Here is a 20,194-nt window from a genome sequence, read left to right on the forward strand (position 1 = left end):
TATAGAAATATCGCGCTTTGTAAAATAGTATTACATTCCATAACATCCTGAAAACGAAGCAATGCAAACTTATGCAGGAAATCATTCAGGTTATTATATTAGAAGTCCCAAAAGATAACACAGGCCCATCATCTTTAATATCATTAGGATATAATTGCCATACTTTCGATGGGGGAGATAGAAAATATATAGTCTCAAATGGAATGGTTAAGGATTCTAAACGATTACGAATGTACCGAAGAACTGGAGGAGGAACAAATAATGTGTCGTGTGTAATGTAAATAAGCAAAATAACCTCATCACCATAGCATTTATTTTTTTTATTGTTAATCAGGGTTAAAAATGAGGCAATCATATCTTCAGCATTCCATGCAGCAGGTATATTCCCATACTTACCACCGAACTTTTCTAACGGGGCAAATTCTGTTAATTCGAGCCATCTTTGACCTTTTTTCTCTGTTGTGACTTGGAAATCCAAGCTGTTCTCGTGTTGAGGTTCAAGTTTGGTGAAACTACCATAACGTGCAATGTGGGGATTTAGCGCAGGTTTTCCCTCGCAGAATGATTCTGCTATCAGTAACTCAATTTCGTCCTTTGCTGGAGGGTAGTCTATTTTTTTAATGTAAGTTCCTGAGGAAGTGATTTGTACTGATGTACTAGTTCCAGATGGCTTCTTTCGCTTTCCCATCGTTTCATCCCCTTTATCGCCGAAATGTTAAATAATATCTAACCTGAAAATATTATAACAAAACGTCACCTGGTTAGAATGCTTTTTAACCAAAACTGATAATCAAGCGACCATACGCTTTATTTTTAACGGCTAAAGTCCGCATTTAAGTGGTAGATTGCATTCCCTCCTCTCATTATGATGCTTATGTTATTGTTATTTAATAATAAAGATAAGGCGCAAAACTCAATAAGTCAGCTTGTGAATGACATATTACATATAAACATTGGTATACGCTTAGGTATACGAATGCAAGTCCAATTCACTAAAAAACATTTTAATTCAATTAATTAGCGAATTTATTCAGACTCTGCCAACGATTGGCTACGAAGTGCGACGAACCCGCAGTGAAATAACCCACTCAGACCGGCTCCTGCCGGTCTTTTTATTGCCAACTGAAAACCACGTCCTGTGGGCGTGGTCATCAACAGGTTTGGTTCTGCCTTATTGTCTTTGGATTTAAATCTTACAGGGCGGGCAGGAGACTTCTTTTTAAAGGTTTTTAATACGCCCCTATGGGGCGAAATCAATGCCGCCTTCTATGAAGGCGGATTTTAACTCCCACCGACACAAAGGTGAACAATGCACTGTTCACTCTTCACCATGTATTCATTAGTCATATTGTTGAAAATAAAGAAAAACTATCGCTGGTGAACAGTGTGATCAGTTAATCGGAAAAAAACTTTTTTTCTCGTATGATCTGAATAACAGCTTTGATGGACAATTTTTTGATGGATAAGACAAGAGATTATATTCTAACGGGGCTATCACGTCTGGGGCTGGCGAATTTACCGGGTAGACCGTATGACTGTGCTTTTGAACTTCTGGCCGCACCACCTTCCAGAAAACGGCTGGTTATGATGGGCTTCAACGGCTCGTCAGCAGATGCCTGTATGACTAATGCTCAGTCGGTTCTACGGGATCACGCTTACCCTCTTATTTCTGGTGTTCAGCAGGGTATTCAGGGAAAGTGGGGGATAACGCACTTGGCAAAAAGGCTACAGCAAATACCTGGTAGCCTCGGTTATAGCTGGGAGGATGTTATTTATACCAACGCGCTGATGATGTGTTCCCGTAATGCTTCGACGCTTCGGGAGGAAGCGCAGCATTTCAACATGACTGTGAAAGAAATAATCAAAAGCTCAATGGCATTTTTCGAACAAGTAACGATGTCGCTGAGTGAGCCCGAGATCATTGTTGCGTATAGCAATAGTCTTCAAACGCTTTCTGCCGCGAGTTTATTACTTCAACACTTTGGCGATGCTTCCACGCTAAAATATTCTCACCCTAAGGGCTATCACACCACGTTCGCTTTTATAGCCAAACTCAACGGCAGAAACATCCCAGTAATTTGTGTGCGCCATATGTCGAGATTTAAACCAGAGGAAAATTACATCAAAGCGGCACTATCATTAATGGCTGGTTAAATCCGTTCTGGTAAGGATCCGATTGACGGAACCTAACCGAGTTGAGCAAAAAAGTACTATCACGTATTTACTTCAAACAGTTACATGCCTCTGAGGCGAAAAAAAAATTATGGGGGCACAAAAGGGGGCATATCAAGAGTTTGTTTTTATTTATTCTTTTATTTTCATTGATATATGAAATGATTTGAGTCCGGCCTTCGCACCAAGTGATGCAAAAATAAGCTACCTCCGGGTGGCTTTTTTTGTCTGGAATCTGGGGCTATGCGGCTTGCCTCGTTTTTAGCTCTGTGTGATTCGTTTTAGATCACTTTCTTGTTTGGTAAAACCGTGGCGATTCATGGGGCCAGCGGCCCCAGATTTCAAATCCCTTTCAACAGATCGAATACTACGCGGGCAAAGCCTTTCGCCAGTTCAGGGTTGGAGAGGTACTGCATCATCATATCCTGTTGAGCGTCGTTGCTGTCCATTACGGCATCATCAATAGCTTTCGGGAAATCTCCGAGCATCGCCTGTTCGCGCGTATTGTTCGCAATCTGGGTCATCACCGCCTGGTTTTCTGACAGCTTGTCGCGCACCGCGAAGGCATAATTGATCATGTCTTTATCGGTCAGATTATCGGTGACGAATAGCTCATTAAGACGAGCCAGGATATTCGACAGAAACTCCTCTTTCTTGTCCTTCGGCTTGGCCGTACCGATATCATTACCCGGTTTGATTTTGTATTCTTCTGCGTCCTCTTGCAGCTTCAGATGCTGTTCGTGAAGCTTTGACAGACGATAATGGCTCATCTCTACGTTGCTTAAATCAATCTCATCTTCTTCAATGCGCTGTTCATGCAGTAACGGGCGCAGGTGACGGGCAAACAGGCTTAGTTTTTCTAAGCTCTTGTCATCGTAATCGACGATTTGCGACATAAACTCGTAAAAGCGAACAAAGCTGCCGAGATCTTTCTTGAAGATATCCAGCTTACTTTTTTCTTTCTCGCAGTCCTTAAAGGTGTTTTCCGCATTGGTAATCAGCACAACATCGCCGGTTTTTTTGGTGCGTTCAAACATCTCTTTGGCCAGCACATACGCATCAATCGCCGAGGTGTAGCGATGCTTCCAGCGCTCCACCGCAGGTTTGCAGATATTGCTAATGGCCGCGTTGGATTTGTTTTTGCTGAAGAACGCCTCGCAGAACTGCTCTACTTCGTTCCACAGGAAAATACCGCTGGTGCGCAGCTTTTCATAAAGCTCAAAGACCAACTGTGGATCGCTGACATCCGTCAGTTCTGCTGTCTGGTAGTACGGCTGGAAAGCACCCAAAATCTCGTCGGGTTCGTTGTAGAAATCGAGCACAAAGGTTCCGGATTGCGCCTTCCCAGGATAGGTACGGTTCAGGCGCGACAGCGTCTGTACACACTCCACGCCGCCCAGCTTTTTATCCACGTACATGGCGCACAGCTTGGGCTGGTCAAAACCGGTCTGGAATTTGTTGGCCACCAGCATCACCTGGTAGTCATCGGTATCAAACGCTTTGCGCATATCCCGGCCTTTGAGGCCTGGGTTCATATTGATTTCGGTGAACTTCTGGTTAAGCAGCGCAAGGCTGTTGTTGTCATCTGCATGGAATTCCACTTCCCCGGAGAACGCCACCATCGCGCTGATCCTGTCGTACTTTTGCTCTGCAATGTATTTATCGAATGCCAGCTTATAGCGCACCGCCGCTTTACGCGAACTGGTCACCACCATCGCTTTGGCCTGGCCGGACAGTAAGTGCATCACATGCTTGCGGAAGTGCTCAACAATCACCTTCACCTTCTGCGACACGTTATGATCGTGCAGCGAGACCCACTGGTTCAGTTTGATCTTGGCTTTTTTGCTGTCCACTTCCCGGTCAGGATCGTCCAGCTTTTGCAGCAGCTTATACGCCACTTTGTAGTTGGTGTAGTTCTTCAGCACATCAAGAATAAAGCCCTCTTCGATGGCCTGACGCATTGAGTAAACGTGGAACGCTTCCGGTTTGTTAGTTTTAGACGCCGGTTCCTGCGGATTAGGGCGACGGCCAAACAGCTCCAGCGTTTTGGCTTTCGGTGTGGCGGTAAAGGCGTAATAGTTGAGGTTGTTGCTGCCTTTACGCGCGGCGACGGTGGCATCCAGAATATCTTCTGAAGACATCTCCACGTCGTCATCCGTTTCTTCGGTCATCAGCACTTCTTTCAGCTGACGTGCCGTAGAACCACTCTGTGAGGAGTGCGCTTCATCGGCAATCACCGCATATTTACGCTGCTTGAGGCTGACGCTGTTTTCAATCGCCTTCAGGACAAACGGGAAGGTCTGAATGGTGACAATAATAATCGGCTGCGAGTTTTCCAGCGCGCTGGCCAGCTTCTCCGATTTCGAACCGTCGCCTTCTTTGTTATTGATACGCCCGACCACGCCATCCTGATGTTCAAACTGATAGATGGTGTCCTGCAGTTGATCGTCGAGCACGGTACGGTCCGTCACCACAATCACCGAGTGGAACTGCTTCTCGCCATTTTCATCATACAGGCGGGAAAGCTGATGGGCCGTCCAGGCGATAGAGTTCGATTTGCCCGACCCCGCACTGTGCTGAATCAGGTATTTATTGCCGGTCCCTTCCACCGTGGCGGCGGTGATCAGTTTGTTCACCACATCCCACTGGTGATAGCGCGGGAAAATCAGGCTCTCACTTTTGTACTTCAGGCCAATGGCATCTTCTTTTTCGACGATTTGCAGATGCACAAAACTGGCGAGAATTTTCAGCAGGTTGTCCGGCAGCAGCACCTCGTTCCACAGGTAGCTGGTGGCGTAGTCATTGGCATCTTCCGGGATATCGTTCCCCGCGCCGCCGTCATGGGTCCCTTTGTTAAACGGCAGGAAGAAGGTTTTATCGCCATCGAGTTTGGTCGCCATAAACACTTCGTACTGGCTGACGGCAAAGTGCACCAGCGCGCCGCGCTTAAAGGTCAGCAGCGGCTCGGGTTTATTGGTGCCAGGATCTTTTGGCAAACGCGTTTTCTTATATTGCGTGATGGCGTTTTGCACCGTCTGCTTAAATTCAGACTTCAGCTCCAGGGTCGCTATCGGCAGGCCATTGACGAACAACACCAGGTCGATGCGCCATTTCTTCGCCTTCACGCCCGTTTCTTCAAATGCGGCGTTCGACGCATGCGGGCTGTAAACCAGCTCAGGCACGATACGGCAGATATTCTGTTTGTAGCGCGTCAGGGTTTCCGGGTTGAGGTTATGCTCCGGCTTAAACTGACACAGGGAAAATCGCGCATTATGGCTTTTGATACCATGACGCAGCACGCCGAGCGTGCCGTAAGTGCGTGAAAGCATATCGGTGGCGTTGATGTCCGCTTTTTTCAGCTGCGCCACCAGTGCATCGAGGAAATGACGCTCGGTATCCGAAGGATAAATTTTGGCAAACTTCTCCCACTCCTGCGGCTGTGTGGTTTGCACAAAGGTCAGCGCATCCTGCGAGTACAGCGCACGTTCGCGGTCATAGCCGTCCGTTTTTCCACGAATCCAACCTGTTGCTTCCATCTGAGCGATTATCTCATTCTGGAAAATCAGCTCCTTGGTGCTGTCCATGCTCATGCGGTGGCCTCCTGTGGCTCCTCAACGTCCTGCTTCTCAGGGGCAACCCAATCGCGGACGTCGATTTTTCCGGTGACGGCGGCGGAGATCAGGGCGGTGCGGCGTTCTTGTAATAGTGCAATAACCGAATCGGCTCTTTCTAATAGAATTTCTATCTGAGGTAGATTGCAATCTAAATATCTTACAATTTCTCTTTGCTCAGATACTGGTGGTACCAGTATCTTAAATTTCCTAACAATATCTGCATTTAAATTCATTTGGCTTGTTTCATTACCACCGTCACGAATTGCATGGTAACCTGCCATAAAGAACAATCTTAGATATACATTCAACAGTGTTTCATTTGGAGAAATAGCAACGCATGCCTGATTGTAAGTTGCGCTGATATCTAATATTGCAACTCTTCCTCTTGTAATTCCTTGGCCATACATGGCCATTAGCAGTGTTCCGGGAGGGGAAAGGCGAACAGAAGTGTTTTTCACAGCCTCAGATGTTATTTTCTCTTCGGAGGAGGATATGTTGTTGTAATTAACCTCTCCGGTTTTAATCCAAGCAATCTCTCCGTTCCAGTATTTAGAATTTGAACGGTCGGGAGTCGCTCCCGTATTGAGTGAGCTATAGTAACCAAGGCTAGAAACTCTCCAGTGTTCCGGCACCTCCCCCAACCACTCAACACCAGAATCTTTCATCGCCACATCAGGATTTAGCCCTTTGGTTACGGCATGGCTAATCACTGCCTGACGTTTTTCTTTCAATAGTTCAATCAATTGCTGTTGTTTCGCGATCAGGTCATCGATTTTTGCGGTTTCGAGATCTAAAAACTCGGTTATTTTCTTCCGTTCTGACTCAGCCTTTGGTACGGAAAACTTATAATTACTCAAATGCTCCTGAGTCATGCTTGGCAGTGCTGTATTTGTTGAATACCTAGAAAACTGTATCGTGAGCGCAAGATAATGAAGATATTTTGCATCGAAACCTTCATTTAACTCCGTGTAATACATTGTATCAACAGTCCAGAATGGCTCATTTATATATAATGGCTTGTCTATAGTTCCCTTGCGTCCAAGTAATACAGATGGCTTGTCATACATAAATTTAGATGCGAACGTAAATTGCCCACCTGACCCCATAACTGGATAGCCATCATCACTTTGAACAGATTTATAATCCTGGCCGTTTTTTATTGTCGCCAAGTTTTTTAATCTACAAATAGTCCAAGATTTAGGCACTAACCCCAACCACTCAACCCCAGAATCCCTATACTCCGGATACGCCTTATACTTTGCCATCAGGAATGTACCTCCTGCAGCAGCTTCATAATTTCGGCGCTGACCGCATCCAGATCGGCATCAATCTCGGATAGCGGACGCGGCGGCTGATAGACATAGAAATGGCGGTTAAACGGAATCTCGTACCCCACAGTCCCCACTTCACCATCTTTCACATCGCGCTTATCGGCGTTGATCCACGCGTCATTCACATGTGGCAGTACTTCTGCTTTGAAGTAATTTTCAATCAGGTCACTGGTAGACACTGCCGGGTTCAGCGGCACGTTTTCGTTATCGCGCAGCTCGCCGTCCTGTTCGAATTCAACCACTTTACCTTTGTATTCAAACGCACCGTACAGCGGCTGAGCTGCTTCTTTCAGCGCTTTCTTCACCACTGGCTCGGCTTCCGGGCTTTTGGTGGTGATAGCGTCGATAAACTGTTTGTTTTCTTTCGTATCCAGCTTCACGCCAGCGGTTTTAATTGCCCCTTTCAGGGTCAGTTGGAACTGGTTGAAGTCATTGCTCACCCGCGTTTTACCACCTGCCTGCGTAGCCAAAGCCGCCTGAATCTGCTGCGCTTTTTCCATCAATGCGCGCTGCGCCAGCCACAGCTTGCTGTCGAGCAGGTCTTTAATTTGCTTCTCTTTCAATTCAGCGAACTCGGCTTTAATAATGGCGCGCGCTTCTGCTTCCAACCCGGAGAAATCACCGTAATTATTCTCCTGCCACTGCGAAGAGAACTCTTCATACAGGCGTTCCATAGGCGCATTAAATGGCTTCGGCGCAAAGCGCAGAGTCGCAATCGCTTCATCAGTGACCTGAGCGGATAAACGCAGCGGGCGTTCAATGGTCAGGCGACGATAGCCGAAGTCGGTGCTGTTAAAGATTTTGCTGGCGAAGGTTTTGGCGGTGGCAGACTGACGACCACGGTTGGATTTTTGCTCAGCGACTTTTTCCAGACCCAGTTCTTCCAGGGTTGTGGCATCCACCACCTTAAAATCACCGAAGGTCTGTGTAATCAATTTGATATCGTCATCACCCATCAGGTTACGCTTGGAACCCAATGATTTACGCATTTTGCCGCACAAGTTAGTGCCATCAATCAGCTGCACTTTAGCTTTACGCTCAGGCGCTTTCTTGTTGGAGAGGATCCAGACGTAGGTAGCAATACCGGTGTTGTAGAACATGTCTGTTGGCAGCGCGACGATACCTTCCAGCAAATCGGCTTCCAGAATGTAGCGTCGGATTTCACTTTCACCGCTGCCTGCACCGCCGGTAAATAGTGGCGAGCCGTTAAGGATAATCCCGATACGCCCGCCGTTGTTCACGGTACCATCCACATTGTGGGTGTCGCGCATTTTGCTGATCAGATGCAGCAGGAACAACAGCGAACCGTCAGAGACGCGCGGCAGGCCCGGGCCAAATCGACCGTTAAAGCCTTTCTGCGTGTGCTCGTCGTTGATCTCACCTTCAATCTTTTTCCAGTCCACGCCGAACGGCGGGTTAGAAAGCATGTAGTCGAATTGATCCTGCGGTAGCTGGTCGTTAGAAAGGGTGTTACCCAGCTTAATACGGCTGACGTCCTGACCTTTGATCAGCATATCGGCTTTACAGATAGCGTAGGATTCCGGGTTCAGCTCCTGACCGAAGGCACGCATAACCGCGTTAGGGTTCAGTTCGTGCACATATTCCATACCCGCAGAGAGGAAGCCGCCAGTCCCGGCCGTCGGGTCATAAATGGTGCGGATGATACCATCCTGCGTCAGGGCTTCATCATCTTCCATAAACACCAGTGAGGTGGTTAAACGCACAATATCGCGTGGGGTGAAGTGTTCACCGGCTGTCTCGTTAGAACTTTCCGCAAAGCGGCGGATAAGCTCTTCAAACACGAGGCCCATTTCATAGTTGGAAATCGCTTTCGGGCTCAGGTCGGTGGTGGCGAATTTCTTTACCACTTTGAACAGCAGGTTGGCGTCTTCCAGCAGGCTGACAAACTCACTGAATTTGAAGTGTTCGAAGATTTCACGCGCGTCCGGTGAAAACGCCTGCACGTAGCTTTCCAGGTTGGATTTGATGTCGTTCTGCCCCATCTTGCCCAGATCCATCTTCGAAGTGTTGAAGAAGGAAAGGCCGCTGGCGCGCAGCAGGTACTTCTCTTTGGCATCTTCTGGCAGCTTGCTGTTTTTTAATTCATCATATTTCGCCACAACTGCATCTTTGGTATCCGCCAACACGCACTCAAGGCGACGCAGCAGTGTCAAGGGAAGGATCACACGCCCGTACTGAGACTGTTTAAAATCACCGCGCAGCAGATCAGCCACCGACCAGATAAACGCAGCCGTTTGAGAGAAGTTATTGTTAGACATAATGATTCCAAAAAAGCTTTAGTGTGAGCATCTGTCGCAGAAGGGACACTGTCCTGTCAAAAGCCTGCGAACACATGTGCAACAAAATAAGTTGCGGAAAATCATACCGCCAGAACGTACGAGCACAAGCAACAAATTCCTTTTGATAAGGGCACTCTTAATCAGCAACGTATTGCTAGCGCTAATAACTCAGCTATCGCATATCATAAAAGGCAGGTTTTTTATATTTAACATTTTGATTTTAAGTTTGTTTTACTAGTTAACCGGTACAATTGAACTGTAGTGGTCAACTGATTTTGACTATACACGCTGATTATCAAGGGAGCCTTTTTGACTGTTCGCTCTTGACCTGATGCTCCGTACAAGACATATCCGCCTGTTCTGCGATCTGGCCAACGAGTGACTGCATAACGGTACACGAGCACCCTGATAAGGTGTGCTCTCTCTGACAATCTGATGAAGTTGTTACGCTCCGCTTGTCTCCTTACCACTAACGGGGCTTTATGGCTTCTATTGTCTGAAATCAGGGAGAAGGGGAAAGGCTGGATCTCTCCAGCCTTTGGCATTCATCTCACTTTCTTGAAGATGAGCAGGATCAGAGGGACGCAGACAGCGAAACCAACAATAGAGGCTAACGCTGAATCAGAGTGATTTTGCGATAGTTCCTTAACAAACCAAGTGCATTGAGAAGGCGTAAACTCCTCGCCCTGGCTCATTGTCTCGGAGAAGTTAAGGGCGAAGACAAGATCGAAATACAGCACGATAACGTAATACGCTACGCAGATTAGCGCGATACTCACCCACCTGATCCAGAACTTATTATTCATCATCTTATCTTTTTAAAGATAAGCAGAATAAGAGGTACGCAGATCGCAAATCCAAAAAAAGCGACATTAAAAACACCATCAGTGGCTTGCATGATCGAGTCTATCGAAGCATGGTACTCTTTTAATTGGATTGGGCCAGAAAGCCGCATACTTTCACTCTCGCTGAATGCGGAAAAAGAGAAGGTAGAGAGCATCAGTGCGATAAAGTAGCAAAGCGATACAATGACAATCCCACCCCATCGGAAAACGGTTTTAGTTCTATTCGTCATCGCCATAAGATCCCCCTAATATGCCACCTACAGTGCCGCCGGAATACGGAGACAATGAATCGCCAGTGGCTGCACCTTCCGCTGCAACATGTTGAACTACACCACCGAGAGTTTCCTGGAATGGCTGCAAGTTGCCTGAATTAGGGTATTGTTCTTTGAATACTCCCGTCATCTCAACGACAAGCATTGAGGACATGTCTCCACCTTTTGCGATGAGAAATCTTTGCAGCGATACCGGAACGGTGAAATCCTCTTCGGCTTCAATAGGTAGTTGTGTCGTCGTTGATGTGTAACCGTGCTCAAATACCCTTGATCCAGCAAACTTGATCCCCGCAACTGAATGTGTGGTGCAGTTGCTGCCAGTAACGTCATACTCATCAATGGTATGGCCTCTCCTCCTTGTGGTTTCTGGCATTTTTGATGTTTGGATGGCTGGCTTACTGCTGTTCCAAAGGTTTCCGAAGAACGTTCTTGTCTTCACCGGGTCGGCATCGTCTATGTGGAAAACACGAGCACCCATCTCATAGAGTTCAGAACGATAGTAAACCCTTGCGTCTTCATCTTTCAGGAAGTTAAGAATACCATCTCCCGTAAAGCCTCTGCGATTGGTTCTGCCGTAACGACCATAAGTGTAAAGATAGACATTGTTATTCTCGTGCACTGAAACGAAAGCGTGACCTGCGTTTTTGGTTTCAGTCCAGATGTAAACGCCGTTCAGTAGCGGATTATCTTCCGGCTTGCAGGTGTCAGCAAAGCTGTTTTGCTTCTTCGCTACTTGGGCGTGTTGCACTGGCTCTACAGGTGCTGTAGCCCAGGAAGGGGTATTAACCTCAACGGTGCCAGGCGCAATAAGGAAATTTGATCCACTAGGACAGCCGCAGTTGATTTCAGCACCGTCCACGGCAACCGCGACGCCGTTTGTCTGTCGATGATCTCCAGTAACAATTACTCCAACTTTTCCGCATTTCGGGCAAGGGGTGGTCTTATCGCCGATGTAGAGCTTTAGCTTTCCCATGACCGTAAAACCGGTGCGGGTGGCGATGCATTCTGAGCCTGTAGAGGTTTTATCTCCGTGCAGACCAACATTCTTACCGTGAACAGTGCAGCCTCTGTTTACCGATGCCATAGCTAAGTCTCCTTATTTCAGAAAGTTAGCAGGTAACGATTCTCCGGCTCGTACTGCTCTTCTGACACTTCCCTGAGGGCTACTGATAATTTCGTCGCCGTTGTCGAGTGAGCTACCGACAAGAGCTGCTGAGTCCCCAGAGGTATTACCTACTCCAGTGCTGATTTTCGCGGTGGTTCCATCTGGATAACGAACTTCATCACCCACAAGAGAGACATTTAGTCGTTTACCGTCCTCAATTTCGATCTGCTGCCCGTTGTATTCACTGAAAACCGTCCCCCCGTCGCGTGTCAAACTGCCTTCTGTAGCAACCAGATAAGCGGCTGTAACTGGATGAGCGAGGTTGTAGGCGTTTCTTTCAGCGATCAGGCTACGGGCTTCTTCGTTCATTTCCGCGAGCTGTTCGGTTGTGAATGGTGACTGGTCAAAGGCTGCCAGCATTTCGGCGGTAAGTTCATTGGTGTACTGTTTCATAAGTCCCTTTACTTGTTATTGAAATAATCACGGCGGTCATTTTACAAACAATAACCACATACACAACAAGTATTAGACCTAAGTGAAACTGCGTTTCGTAACAACCAGTAAGGGCTGGTTAATCCTCTTCGAATTGAATCGCCACAGATAATCTAGACACTTCCGAGCCGTCCATTCTTCGTTACCTCTTCCAGGGTTAAGACTAATCCTAAACAGTCAACATCCGCTTTCTCCCATTTTCTGCGATGCTAAAGTAACCAAAAAAAGCAGGGTAAATTTATGATGAACTCACGAATTACTGCAGATATTCAAGGACATGAAGGACTTCACTTCTGGAAAATGTCTGGTCGCGAAGCGATCTCCGAATCCTTTACCTGGACGGTAACCCTACTCGGGGAAGAAAGCCGACTCGATCGTAGCCATTTCCTTGGTAAATCTCTCTCTGTCACGATACCGGGACAAAATCTTCTTACTCCTCGTTACCTGAACGGTAAAATTACTCGCGTTAGTGTTAGCCCGCTGGAGCTCTCCGGAACTCGCTATGCTGCTTACATACTTACTGTTGAATCCGATCTCTGGCCAATGAAGCGTGACCGTAATATGCGTATTTTCCAGGGAAAAACGGTACCGGAGATCGTCAAAGAGATTTTTAATGACTTTCGCGTCAATATAGATAATCAACTGACAGAAAATTATCGTGTCTGGGAATATTGTGTTCAGTATCAGGAGTGCAGCCTGGACTTTGTCAGTCGGTTAATGGAGCAAGAGGGGATTTCTTATTATTTCAATCATAGCGCCAGTAACCATACATTGGTATTAACAGATCCTGGCAGTCAGTATCAGCCTATTAATGGTTACGAGGTGATTCCTTACCATCAAACCGGGGCAGGAGGCATTACGGGTGAAGAAGGGATAAGTCAATGGGCTTTGGAGGACAGCATTACTCCCGGGTTATATAGCCTGAATGATTACGATTTTCGCAAACCAAATGCATGGTTGTTCCAGGCGCGTCAAAACGCATCTTCACCAGAACCGGGAACTGTTGATGTCTACGACTGGCCTGGTCGTTATACAGAGCATGGTCACGGCGAAAAATATGCACGTATTCATCAGGAACGTTGGCAGGTTGAGCATCAACAAATTTTTGGCACTGCAACTGCAAGTGGCATTGCACCGGGGCATATTTTCCAGCTGGTAAATGCTCCCTTCTCGAATGAGAACAATACCTACCTGGTTACTGAAGCGAATTACCATTTTGAAGAGAATCAGTACGCCACGTCGGACAGTGGTGAATCGGAGCATCGTACGGATTTTACGGTTATCCCTTCATCCACAGCATATCGCCCGGAACGCAAAACAGCCTGGCCCCGAACTTACGGGCCCCAAACAGCTAAGGTAGTAGGTCCTGCCGGAGAAAGTATCTGGACCGATCGTTATGGCCGCGTAAAAGTAAAATTCCACTGGGATCGTCAGCGTAATGAAGATGATACCAGCTCATGTTGGATACGCGTTTCAAGCGCATGGGCAGGCCAGGGGTTCGGCGGTGTACAGATCCCGCGCGTTGGTGATGAAGTGGTGGTTGATTTTATCAATGGGGAGCCCGATCGGCCCATTATTACTGGCCGCGTTTATAATGAGTCCAGTATGCCGCCGTGGGAGTTACCTGCAGCGGCAACTGTAATGGGTTTTATGACGCGCAGTAAGAATGGTCATAAAGATAACGCCAGTTATCTGTTCTTTGAGGATAATCCTGGCAATGAGCGAATTGACCTGCATTCTGAAAAGGATATGAAAGTCTCGGTAGAGAACGATCAAACGGTTGATATCGATGGTTGCAGAAATACAACCATTAAAAAACAGCAGAACGATGATATTACTGGCGATGCAACATTTTACTATCGCCAGAAAAGAACCACGACAGTTGATAATACTGAGACAAACACATTCAATAATGGTGAATTGACAACCATTAAAAAAGGACGCACGTTAAATATTACTGATGGTGATAAAGTCATTATCAAAGACGGTAGAAGCACAGATGTTACAGGAAACGAAACTCATCATGTTTCTCAAAAATTAACAGAGACGTTTGACCAAGGGCAGGAAACAACTATTGGCAGTGCAGGAAGAAAAGAAACGATTGATGGTGGAGTAACAATCGACGTAAATAGCGGTAACTGGACGCAAAATGTTAATAATGGAACAATAACCCTATACAGCCCGCAACAAATTAATATTACCAGTGATACTGGTATTAATTTGAATTCGCCTAAGGCTTTGATTCAACCTAAATTACATACATTGACCATTACGGCTCTTAACGAAAGTTTCTATGGAAACAATGTCTCTACTGCAGGTGTGACCACAAGCCTTTCATTAATGTCAAATACAGTAGCTTTGGGTTCATCGTCATTTAAATTAAAAGAATGGTCGAAGACGGTCTTTAAAGCTAAAACTAGCACAGTTACTGTTAATATGAACGTAACGAATGTAACTAATACAGTTACAAATATCACTAATAACGCTTTATTTATTATAAGTTGAGTGTTCACAATGTCTTTTAAAAGCTTTTTTGCAAGTCTGTCAACCCTGGAGCTGGTATGTATGATTTTTGGTATCGCAGCACCAATCGTTTGTATTATTTTGATTTTTTTTACGTTTAGGGGCAACTCGACCAGCATCCGCGCAGCGACAATGTATCTGAAGCGCGATAAATGGCCAGGGGAGCTCCACAAATCCAGAGTTGAAGCATGGCAACAGACCAACACCATGTATGGAAATGACTACTTTTTCGACATTTTCTTCCATCTGGATGGTGTGCCGGAGCTTTACTCGGCTAAGGCCCTGATTATGCCTTCGCAAATGCATCTGTTGCAAAAAGGATTACCTATTATTGTGAAAAAAGGGAAAAATAACCGCATCGCTGTAATGCAAATTGGGGAATAGTGAAGTAGTGGCAAATATTGCAATGTGGCTTCTCATTTCACTCTCCATAGCGATAGCGATCCTTGTTATTGTTGCTATTCGTAATACTGTCGTTTCTGAGCGTGATAATGACGAAATAAAAAAGAAGGGTAGCGAGGCTGTGGCTCTTATCACGCATGTCGAGCAAGATAAAAACCAAAATGTTGAAGGGTATCTTTCATTGCGTTTAACCATTTGGTTTATGGCTAATGGGAAGGAAATTAATGCGGAAAAAGATATTGTCGTCAAAATTTCTAATGCGGATGCATATCGGGCCGGAAAAAGAGTCACTATCCGTTACAGTGCTTCTAATCCGGAGAAAATAGTTGTCCTCGGGGATGTCAAAAACTAGAACCGCGCCACACTCCGATCAAACTAGGAAATATATCGGAGTTCTGTTACTGAGTGGCGCAGGGATTTTTGGGCAAGAAAACGGTTAATTTCACTCCCTACTTAGAACTCGAACGGGTGAGAGTCAGGGTGTGGTTCTCCGGATCTCTGAAAATGACGAAGTAGGGCGAAGGTTCTCCATCACGCTCCCACTGTTCTGTTGGTCCCTCTTGCTTCACTCTGATATACCCCAAAGAAGAGAGATAATCTCTGAGTGCTGCGATGCTGGCATTGGGCTCGTAAATGATGCTGCTGTCATTTGGTTGCGTACCCTCCTGGGCCTTGAAGGCGAAGTGGTAATTTTTTGTAAGCTTCGGGGCATTACGTATCTCACGATCAGTATAGAGATAGTATGCCCAGAGATTTGATCGGGTATAGCCTTGATGGCGCTCAGCGACTTTCTGCATACTGCAGTCAATCAATATAAATCCTGTGATGATAACCAGAATTACTGCCGCGGCTCTTTTCATTATTTTCATCGTCCAGTTACTCAATCGCAGTTAGTATGCCAGCAATTTTGTTGAGTGGGCGAGCGATAACATCATCAGGTGCTGATTTGTAAGGTGTAACCATAGTCATAAATTTGGGCAGTTGTCCTTTAAAAGGGGCTCTCTGGCATGTAAATTTATCGCCCGGATCCGGGAATAAAAGGGGCAAAAAGCCCTTATTTTTGTGGCTACCGATTGGCCCGTAATAGTCCCATCTACGCAACGCCGATTCTTTGCTGGCTATCCGGAGATCATGCCAATAAATGCGTGGAAACATAAACTTATAAAACCCGAATAGATCTGACACAAGATCCTCAGCGCTGAAACCGCTGTCGGTGTACCAACTGAACCATGGCATTGATTGCCAGTTCTCAAATGCCACCGCCGTACTCATCATCATAGACAGCGCTATACTTCGGCGCTCTTCAATATTTCTTCCGCGTTTTATTCGCCACATTTTAAAGCGTCCGGTACTGAATCGGTCGATCGCCATTGTCTGTTCATACCGAACGTCATAATAGTCGTTGCCACTTGCTTCACCTATGGCAAAACTGTCCATCAATTTTTTAATGTCATTGCCACGGGCGTGCCCCATATCCAACCAGCCCAGGACTTCAGAGTATAAAAGCCCTTTTTTAATACCCGATTCAGACCAATATTTGGAAGGATCTAATATTTCTTCACGAGTGCTCAAATTAATTACCTCACATATCCTTGTGCAGAGAATCGGTTTATTTTTACTTAAGCGGCGCAGTAAGTAAATTAATCAGCATCCGATGCGGGGTTTTTAAGATTTTTATAATGATGTTCTATATAAGTGATAAATGAATGGCTTACATTCAGGCAAGTTAATCAATGAAAAGCCGTCCTCTTTTTTGTCGCTACCCATTCATTCATCTGGCTTTTTCCTACCAATCACGATATAACAAATATCTATGGATGTTTAGATGTCTACACGTTTAGAAGGGTGATATGCAGACGCAACAGGAACCAGAAAAAGTACAGCTTAAGCGGACGATGAAAACCCGCCATCTGATCATGCTGTCGCTCGGCGGCGTGATTGGTACCGGGCTGTTTTTCAACACCGGTTATATCATTTCGACCACCGGGGCGGCGGGAACGCTGCTCGCCTACCTGATTGGCGCACTGGTGGTCTGGCTGGTGATGCAGTGTCTGGGCGAACTCTCCGTTGCCATGCCGGAAACCGGCGCGTTTCACGTTTATGCCAGCCGTTACCTTGGCCCGGCGACTGGCTACACCGTCGCGTGGCTCTACTGGCTGACCTGGACGGTGGCGCTCGGCTCCAGCTTTACCGCCGCCGGGTTCTGCATGCAGTACTGGTTCCCGCACGTGCCGGTATGGGTATGGTGCGTGGTGTTCTGTGCGGTCATTTTTGGCCTGAATGTGATTTCCACCCGCTTTTTTGCCGAAGGTGAGTTCTGGTTCTCGCTGGTGAAAGTGATCACCATCATCGTCTTTATTGTGCTGGGCGGCGCGGCGATCTTTGGCTTTATCCCCATGCAGGATGGCTCTCCCGCGCCGGGATTATCGAACATTACGGTGGAAGGGTGGTTGCCGCACGGCGCGCTGCCGATCCTGATGACCATGGTCGCCGTTAACTTTGCTTTCTCCGGCACGGAACTGATTGGCATTGCGGCGGGGGAAACGGAAAACCCGCATAAAGCGATCCCGGTTGCCATCCGCAGCACCATTGCGCGGCTGGTGATCTTCTTTATTGGTACCGTGTGTGTGCTGGCGGCGCTGATCCCGATGCAGCAGGCCGGGGTGGAGAAAAGCCCGTTCGTGCTGGTGTTCGAAAAGGTGGGCATCCCGTATGCGGCGGACATCTTCAATTTCGTTATCCTGACGGCGATCCTCTCGGCGGCGAACTCGGGGCTGTATGCCTCCGGCCGTATGCTCTGGTCGCTGTCGAATGAAAACACGCTGCCGCGCTGCTTTGCCCGCGTCACGAAAAACGGCGTCCCGCTGACGGCGCTGTCCGTGTCGATGCTCGGGGGCGTGCTGGCGCTCTTCTCCAGCGTCGTTGCGCCCGATACGGTGTTCGTTGCGCTGTCGGCGATCTCCGGCTTTGCGGTGGTGGCGGTGTGGATCAGCATCTGCGCTGCGCATTTTATGTTCCGCCGTCGCCATCTTCAGGCCGGAAAACCGCTGAGTGACTTGCAGTACCGCGCACCCTGGTATCCGCTGGTGCCGGTGCTGGGCTTTGTGCTGTGCCTGGTCGCCTGCATCGGGCTGGCGTTTGATCCCAGCCAGAGAATCGCCCTCTATTGCGGGTTGCCGTTTGTCGCCCTGTGTTATGGTGCGTACTATCTGACCCGAACCCTGAAAACGCAGGAGCCTGAACATGTCGCAGAATAATCCGCTGAGCCACATCCTCGAAAAACAGCCGTTTATCGTGCTGGATGGGGCCATGGCAACGGAGCTGGAAGCGCGCGGATGCAACCTCGCCGATAGCCTGTGGTCCGCCAAAGTCTTGATGGAAAACCCGGCGCTGATCCGCGAAGTACATCTCGATTATTTTCGTGCCGGGGCGCAGGTGGCGATTACCGCCAGCTACCAGGCCACACCCGCAGGCTTTGCTGCCCGTGGGTTGGATGAGGCGCAGTCGCTGGCGCTGATTGGTAAGAGTGTGGAGCTGGCGCGAAAGGCGCGCGAAGCGTTCCTCGCTGAAAAAACCAACGCGGGCACGTTGCTGGTGGCCGGTTCTGTAGGGCCTTATGGCGCGTATCTGGCGGATGGTTCGGAATACCGTGGCGACTATGTGCGCAGCCATGAGGAGTTTATCGCCTTTCATCGCCCGAGGGTGCAGGCGCTTCTGGATGCCGGTGCCGATCTGCTGGCTTGCGAAACGCAGCCATCTTTTGCCGAAAGCAAAGCGCTGGCGGATTTGCTGAGCGAGTATCCCCGCGCCCGCGCCTGGTTCTCGTTTACCCTGCGCGACAGCGAGCATTTAAGTGACGGTACGCCACTGCGCGAAGTGGTTAGCGTGCTGGCGGCCTATCCGCAGATTGTGGCGCTGGGCATCAACTGTATTGCGCTGAAAGAGACCACCCCGGCGTTGAAACACCTGCAAAGCCTGACCGCGCTGCCGCTGGTGGTTTATCCCAACTCTGGCGAGCACTACGATGCCGTGACAAAAACGTGGTGCAGCCACGGTGACGCGAGCGAGACTCTGGTAGGTTATTTACCGCAATGGCTGGAGGCGGGCGCGAAGCTTATCGGCGGATGCTGCCGCACGACGCCAAAAGATATCGCTGCGTTGAAAGCGAGATGGGAGAGCAAAGCGTAAAATATTAGTCGCGTGAGCTCAATGAACCCGGCGGTAGTGATAGCGCCGGGCATGCTCATGTGTAGGATTTATAATGAAGAGATTATGCTCTGCATTCTCAGCGCGAGTTAATTGTTGTGCCACAAGAGCAACTGCCATGGCATATCATCGGTGTGTTCAAGATAATGTTTGCCATTATCCTGATCTAAGGGCGAAAAATTTCCCGCAGTGATTATATATTGCAATGTTAAATTCGGTCATGAAGTGACTTTATTTATCATTTTGCGCTGAATGTCACAAGGCTGAGTGACGATGGAAAGAGTGACAGGAAAGGACTTCTGGGAAATGAGCGTAAAACTTAATGATATCTCTTTCATTTTATCTTCAGTTGGCGTTGTTCCATCTATCCTTGCCGATTACTGGATAATTTTAGTCTATGGATTACCAACGTGGCTGGCGTTTCAACAACCTCGAGGTGGAGGTAAATATAGGGGAGATGATAATATCTACGACATTCCTGCATTGTATAAAAAGATCATCACCGGAAGAGGATCATGAGCAATGAAACCCTACCTGTTACTGAGCGCTATTTTCTTGTTATCCGGTTGCCCGGGTTATTCTGATCGTATGGCGGATAGGGTGACTGCAAATGTGTCGCTGCGAAACGGGAGCATCTGCATTGCCTATCCCTCACAGTATGGTGATCGCATCATTGCTGCCGAGATATCCAGTGCTTCGGGCGAAACAGTAAACCACGCTTTCTATAAGAATCCTTTTATTCCTGAAGGTGACCGTTGTCTGCCAACGTTGGGTTACGTGTTTAAACCGGGCATAAAGTATTCCGTTAATTACACGTTAGATAACACCCGATTCGATATGTGGAAGATAGTGACGATAACGTTTGAGATCGATCCAAATGTACCGGGAAAAATCAGAATCGAACGATAAACAAAGATGATGATAGTAATAAG

General features: G+C 47.5%; 18 protein-coding genes. 8 read left to right on the top strand and 10 right to left on the bottom strand.

The features are described from left to right. Positions 1 to 85 precede the first annotated feature (85 nt). Positions 86 to 688, bottom strand: a complete 603-nt coding sequence (locus ACQ3G7_RS08665; protein WP_430889528.1) for a hypothetical protein — start codon at positions 686 to 688, stop codon at positions 86 to 88. Between the two features lie 770 nt (positions 689 to 1,458). Between ACQ3G7_RS08665 and ACQ3G7_RS08670 the strand changes: the two genes are divergently transcribed. Further along, positions 1,459 to 2,154, top strand: a complete 696-nt coding sequence (locus ACQ3G7_RS08670) for a hypothetical protein (protein WP_430889529.1) — start codon at positions 1,459 to 1,461, stop codon at positions 2,152 to 2,154. A gap of 359 nt (positions 2,155 to 2,513) precedes the next feature. Here the strand turns inward: ACQ3G7_RS08670 and ACQ3G7_RS08675 are convergent, their stop codons facing one another. The 7 genes from ACQ3G7_RS08675 to ACQ3G7_RS08705 all read right to left on the bottom strand — a co-directional run bounded on the left by ACQ3G7_RS08675 (position 2,514) and on the right by ACQ3G7_RS08705 (position 12,092). Next, positions 2,514 to 5,762, bottom strand: coding sequence for a type I restriction endonuclease subunit R (locus ACQ3G7_RS08675; protein ID WP_430889530.1), 3,249 nt, complete (start codon positions 5,760 to 5,762; stop codon positions 2,514 to 2,516). Further along, the gene (locus tag ACQ3G7_RS08680) at positions 5,759 to 7,051 is read right to left on the bottom strand and encodes a restriction endonuclease subunit S (protein ID WP_430889531.1); all 1,293 of its coding nucleotides are present in this window, start codon (positions 7,049 to 7,051) and stop codon (positions 5,759 to 5,761) included. The genes ACQ3G7_RS08675 and ACQ3G7_RS08680 overlap by 4 nt, the downstream gene beginning before the upstream one ends. Next, the gene (locus ACQ3G7_RS08685) at positions 7,051 to 9,396 is read right to left on the bottom strand and encodes a type I restriction-modification system subunit M (RefSeq protein ID WP_430889532.1); all 2,346 of its coding nucleotides are present in this window, start codon (positions 9,394 to 9,396) and stop codon (positions 7,051 to 7,053) included. The genes ACQ3G7_RS08680 and ACQ3G7_RS08685 overlap by 1 nt, the downstream gene beginning before the upstream one ends. A gap of 566 nt (positions 9,397 to 9,962) precedes the next feature. Further along, positions 9,963 to 10,226: a hypothetical protein gene (locus ACQ3G7_RS08690; protein ID WP_430889533.1), complete on the bottom strand. Its 264-nt coding sequence runs from the start codon at positions 10,224 to 10,226 to the stop codon at positions 9,963 to 9,965. Next, entirely contained in the window at positions 10,223 to 10,498 is a 276-nt protein-coding gene (locus ACQ3G7_RS08695) for a hypothetical protein (RefSeq protein WP_430889534.1), read from the bottom strand. The genes ACQ3G7_RS08690 and ACQ3G7_RS08695 overlap by 4 nt, the downstream gene beginning before the upstream one ends. Continuing rightward, positions 10,482 to 11,618: a PAAR domain-containing protein gene (locus tag ACQ3G7_RS08700; protein ID WP_430889535.1), complete on the bottom strand. Its 1,137-nt coding sequence runs from the start codon at positions 11,616 to 11,618 to the stop codon at positions 10,482 to 10,484. Before ACQ3G7_RS08700 ends, ACQ3G7_RS08695 begins: the two co-directional genes overlap by 17 nt. A gap of 12 nt (positions 11,619 to 11,630) precedes the next feature. Next, positions 11,631 to 12,092 carry a hypothetical protein gene (locus ACQ3G7_RS08705; protein ID WP_430889536.1) on the bottom strand — a complete coding sequence of 154 codons (462 nt, stop codon included), beginning with the start codon at positions 12,090 to 12,092 and terminating at the stop codon, positions 11,631 to 11,633. Between the two features lie 282 nt (positions 12,093 to 12,374). On the opposite strand from ACQ3G7_RS08705, the gene ACQ3G7_RS08710 reads away from it, so the two are divergent. From ACQ3G7_RS08710 to ACQ3G7_RS08720, 3 genes are read left to right on the top strand one after another with little or no spacing between them, the layout of a single operon-like run. Beyond that, complete coding sequence (locus tag ACQ3G7_RS08710; protein WP_430889735.1) at positions 12,375 to 14,636, top strand: type VI secretion system Vgr family protein; 2,262 nt, start codon at positions 12,375 to 12,377, stop codon at positions 14,634 to 14,636. 60 nt (positions 14,637 to 14,696) lie between these two features. Beyond that, entirely contained in the window at positions 14,697 to 15,038 is a 342-nt protein-coding gene (locus ACQ3G7_RS08715; RefSeq protein WP_430889537.1) for a hypothetical protein, read from the top strand. Positions 15,039 to 15,045: 7 nt separating this feature from the next. Then, positions 15,046 to 15,408, top strand: a complete 363-nt coding sequence (locus ACQ3G7_RS08720; protein ID WP_430889538.1) for a hypothetical protein — start codon at positions 15,046 to 15,048, stop codon at positions 15,406 to 15,408. A 97-nt stretch (positions 15,409 to 15,505) separates the two neighbouring features. On the opposite strand, the gene ACQ3G7_RS08725 is transcribed toward ACQ3G7_RS08720, so the two are convergent. Both ACQ3G7_RS08725 and ACQ3G7_RS08730 read right to left on the bottom strand, forming a co-directional pair. Beyond that, on the bottom strand, positions 15,506 to 15,916 hold the full coding sequence (locus ACQ3G7_RS08725; protein ID WP_430889539.1) for a hypothetical protein: 411 nt from the start codon (positions 15,914 to 15,916) through the stop codon (positions 15,506 to 15,508). A 16-nt stretch (positions 15,917 to 15,932) separates the two neighbouring features. Continuing rightward, entirely contained in the window at positions 15,933 to 16,628 is a 696-nt protein-coding gene (locus ACQ3G7_RS08730) for a hypothetical protein (RefSeq protein WP_430889540.1), read from the bottom strand. A gap of 278 nt (positions 16,629 to 16,906) precedes the next feature. Between ACQ3G7_RS08730 and mmuP the strand changes: the two genes are divergently transcribed. From mmuP to ACQ3G7_RS08750, 4 genes are all read left to right on the top strand, one after another. Beyond that, positions 16,907 to 18,313 carry an S-methylmethionine permease gene (mmuP, locus tag ACQ3G7_RS08735; RefSeq protein ID WP_430889541.1) on the top strand — a complete coding sequence of 469 codons (1,407 nt, stop codon included), beginning with the start codon at positions 16,907 to 16,909 and terminating at the stop codon, positions 18,311 to 18,313. Then, the gene (mmuM, locus tag ACQ3G7_RS08740; RefSeq protein ID WP_430889542.1) at positions 18,300 to 19,244 is read left to right on the top strand and encodes a homocysteine S-methyltransferase; all 945 of its coding nucleotides are present in this window, start codon (positions 18,300 to 18,302) and stop codon (positions 19,242 to 19,244) included. The genes mmuP and mmuM overlap by 14 nt, the downstream gene beginning before the upstream one ends. Positions 19,245 to 19,535: 291 nt before the next feature. Then, the gene (locus ACQ3G7_RS08745; RefSeq protein WP_430889543.1) at positions 19,536 to 19,781 is read left to right on the top strand and encodes a hypothetical protein; all 246 of its coding nucleotides are present in this window, start codon (positions 19,536 to 19,538) and stop codon (positions 19,779 to 19,781) included. A 3-nt stretch (positions 19,782 to 19,784) separates the two neighbouring features. Next, complete coding sequence (locus ACQ3G7_RS08750; RefSeq protein WP_430889544.1) at positions 19,785 to 20,171, top strand: putative T6SS immunity periplasmic lipoprotein; 387 nt, start codon at positions 19,785 to 19,787, stop codon at positions 20,169 to 20,171. The last annotated feature ends 23 nt before the right edge of the window (positions 20,172 to 20,194 follow it).

It is taken from the genome of Kosakonia sp. N21 (genome assembly GCF_050587465.1).
Taxonomy (GTDB): Bacteria; Pseudomonadota; Gammaproteobacteria; order Enterobacterales; family Enterobacteriaceae.

What these genes read in the sequence shown, in the direction of transcription:
- ACQ3G7_RS08665 (WP_430889528.1), bottom strand. Translation starts at nt 688, where the DNA reads ATGGGAAAGCGAAAGAAGCCATCTGGAACTAGTACATCAGTACAAATC.
- ACQ3G7_RS08710 (WP_430889735.1), top strand. Translation starts at nt 12,375, where the DNA reads ATGAACTCACGAATTACTGCAGATATTCAAGGACATGAAGGACTTCAC.
- ACQ3G7_RS08745 (WP_430889543.1), top strand. Translation starts at nt 19,536, where the DNA reads ATGGAAAGAGTGACAGGAAAGGACTTCTGGGAAATGAGCGTAAAACTT.
- ACQ3G7_RS08690 (WP_430889533.1), bottom strand. Translation starts at nt 10,226, where the DNA reads ATGATGAATAATAAGTTCTGGATCAGGTGGGTGAGTATCGCGCTAATC.
- ACQ3G7_RS08725 (WP_430889539.1), bottom strand. Translation starts at nt 15,916, where the DNA reads ATGAAAAGAGCCGCGGCAGTAATTCTGGTTATCATCACAGGATTTATA.
- ACQ3G7_RS08685 (WP_430889532.1), bottom strand. Translation starts at nt 9,396, where the DNA reads ATGTCTAACAATAACTTCTCTCAAACGGCTGCGTTTATCTGGTCGGTG.
- mmuM (WP_430889542.1), top strand. Translation starts at nt 18,300, where the DNA reads ATGTCGCAGAATAATCCGCTGAGCCACATCCTCGAAAAACAGCCGTTT.
- mmuP (WP_430889541.1), top strand. Translation starts at nt 16,907, where the DNA reads ATGCAGACGCAACAGGAACCAGAAAAAGTACAGCTTAAGCGGACGATG.
- ACQ3G7_RS08675 (WP_430889530.1), bottom strand. Translation starts at nt 5,762, where the DNA reads ATGAGCATGGACAGCACCAAGGAGCTGATTTTCCAGAATGAGATAATC.
- ACQ3G7_RS08670 (WP_430889529.1), top strand. Translation starts at nt 1,459, where the DNA reads ATGGATAAGACAAGAGATTATATTCTAACGGGGCTATCACGTCTGGGG.
- ACQ3G7_RS08715 (WP_430889537.1), top strand. Translation starts at nt 14,697, where the DNA reads ATGATTTTTGGTATCGCAGCACCAATCGTTTGTATTATTTTGATTTTT.
- ACQ3G7_RS08695 (WP_430889534.1), bottom strand. Translation starts at nt 10,498, where the DNA reads ATGGCGATGACGAATAGAACTAAAACCGTTTTCCGATGGGGTGGGATT.
- ACQ3G7_RS08705 (WP_430889536.1), bottom strand. Translation starts at nt 12,092, where the DNA reads ATGAAACAGTACACCAATGAACTTACCGCCGAAATGCTGGCAGCCTTT.
- ACQ3G7_RS08750 (WP_430889544.1), top strand. Translation starts at nt 19,785, where the DNA reads ATGAAACCCTACCTGTTACTGAGCGCTATTTTCTTGTTATCCGGTTGC.
- ACQ3G7_RS08700 (WP_430889535.1), bottom strand. Translation starts at nt 11,618, where the DNA reads ATGGCATCGGTAAACAGAGGCTGCACTGTTCACGGTAAGAATGTTGGT.
- ACQ3G7_RS08680 (WP_430889531.1), bottom strand. Translation starts at nt 7,051, where the DNA reads ATGGCAAAGTATAAGGCGTATCCGGAGTATAGGGATTCTGGGGTTGAG.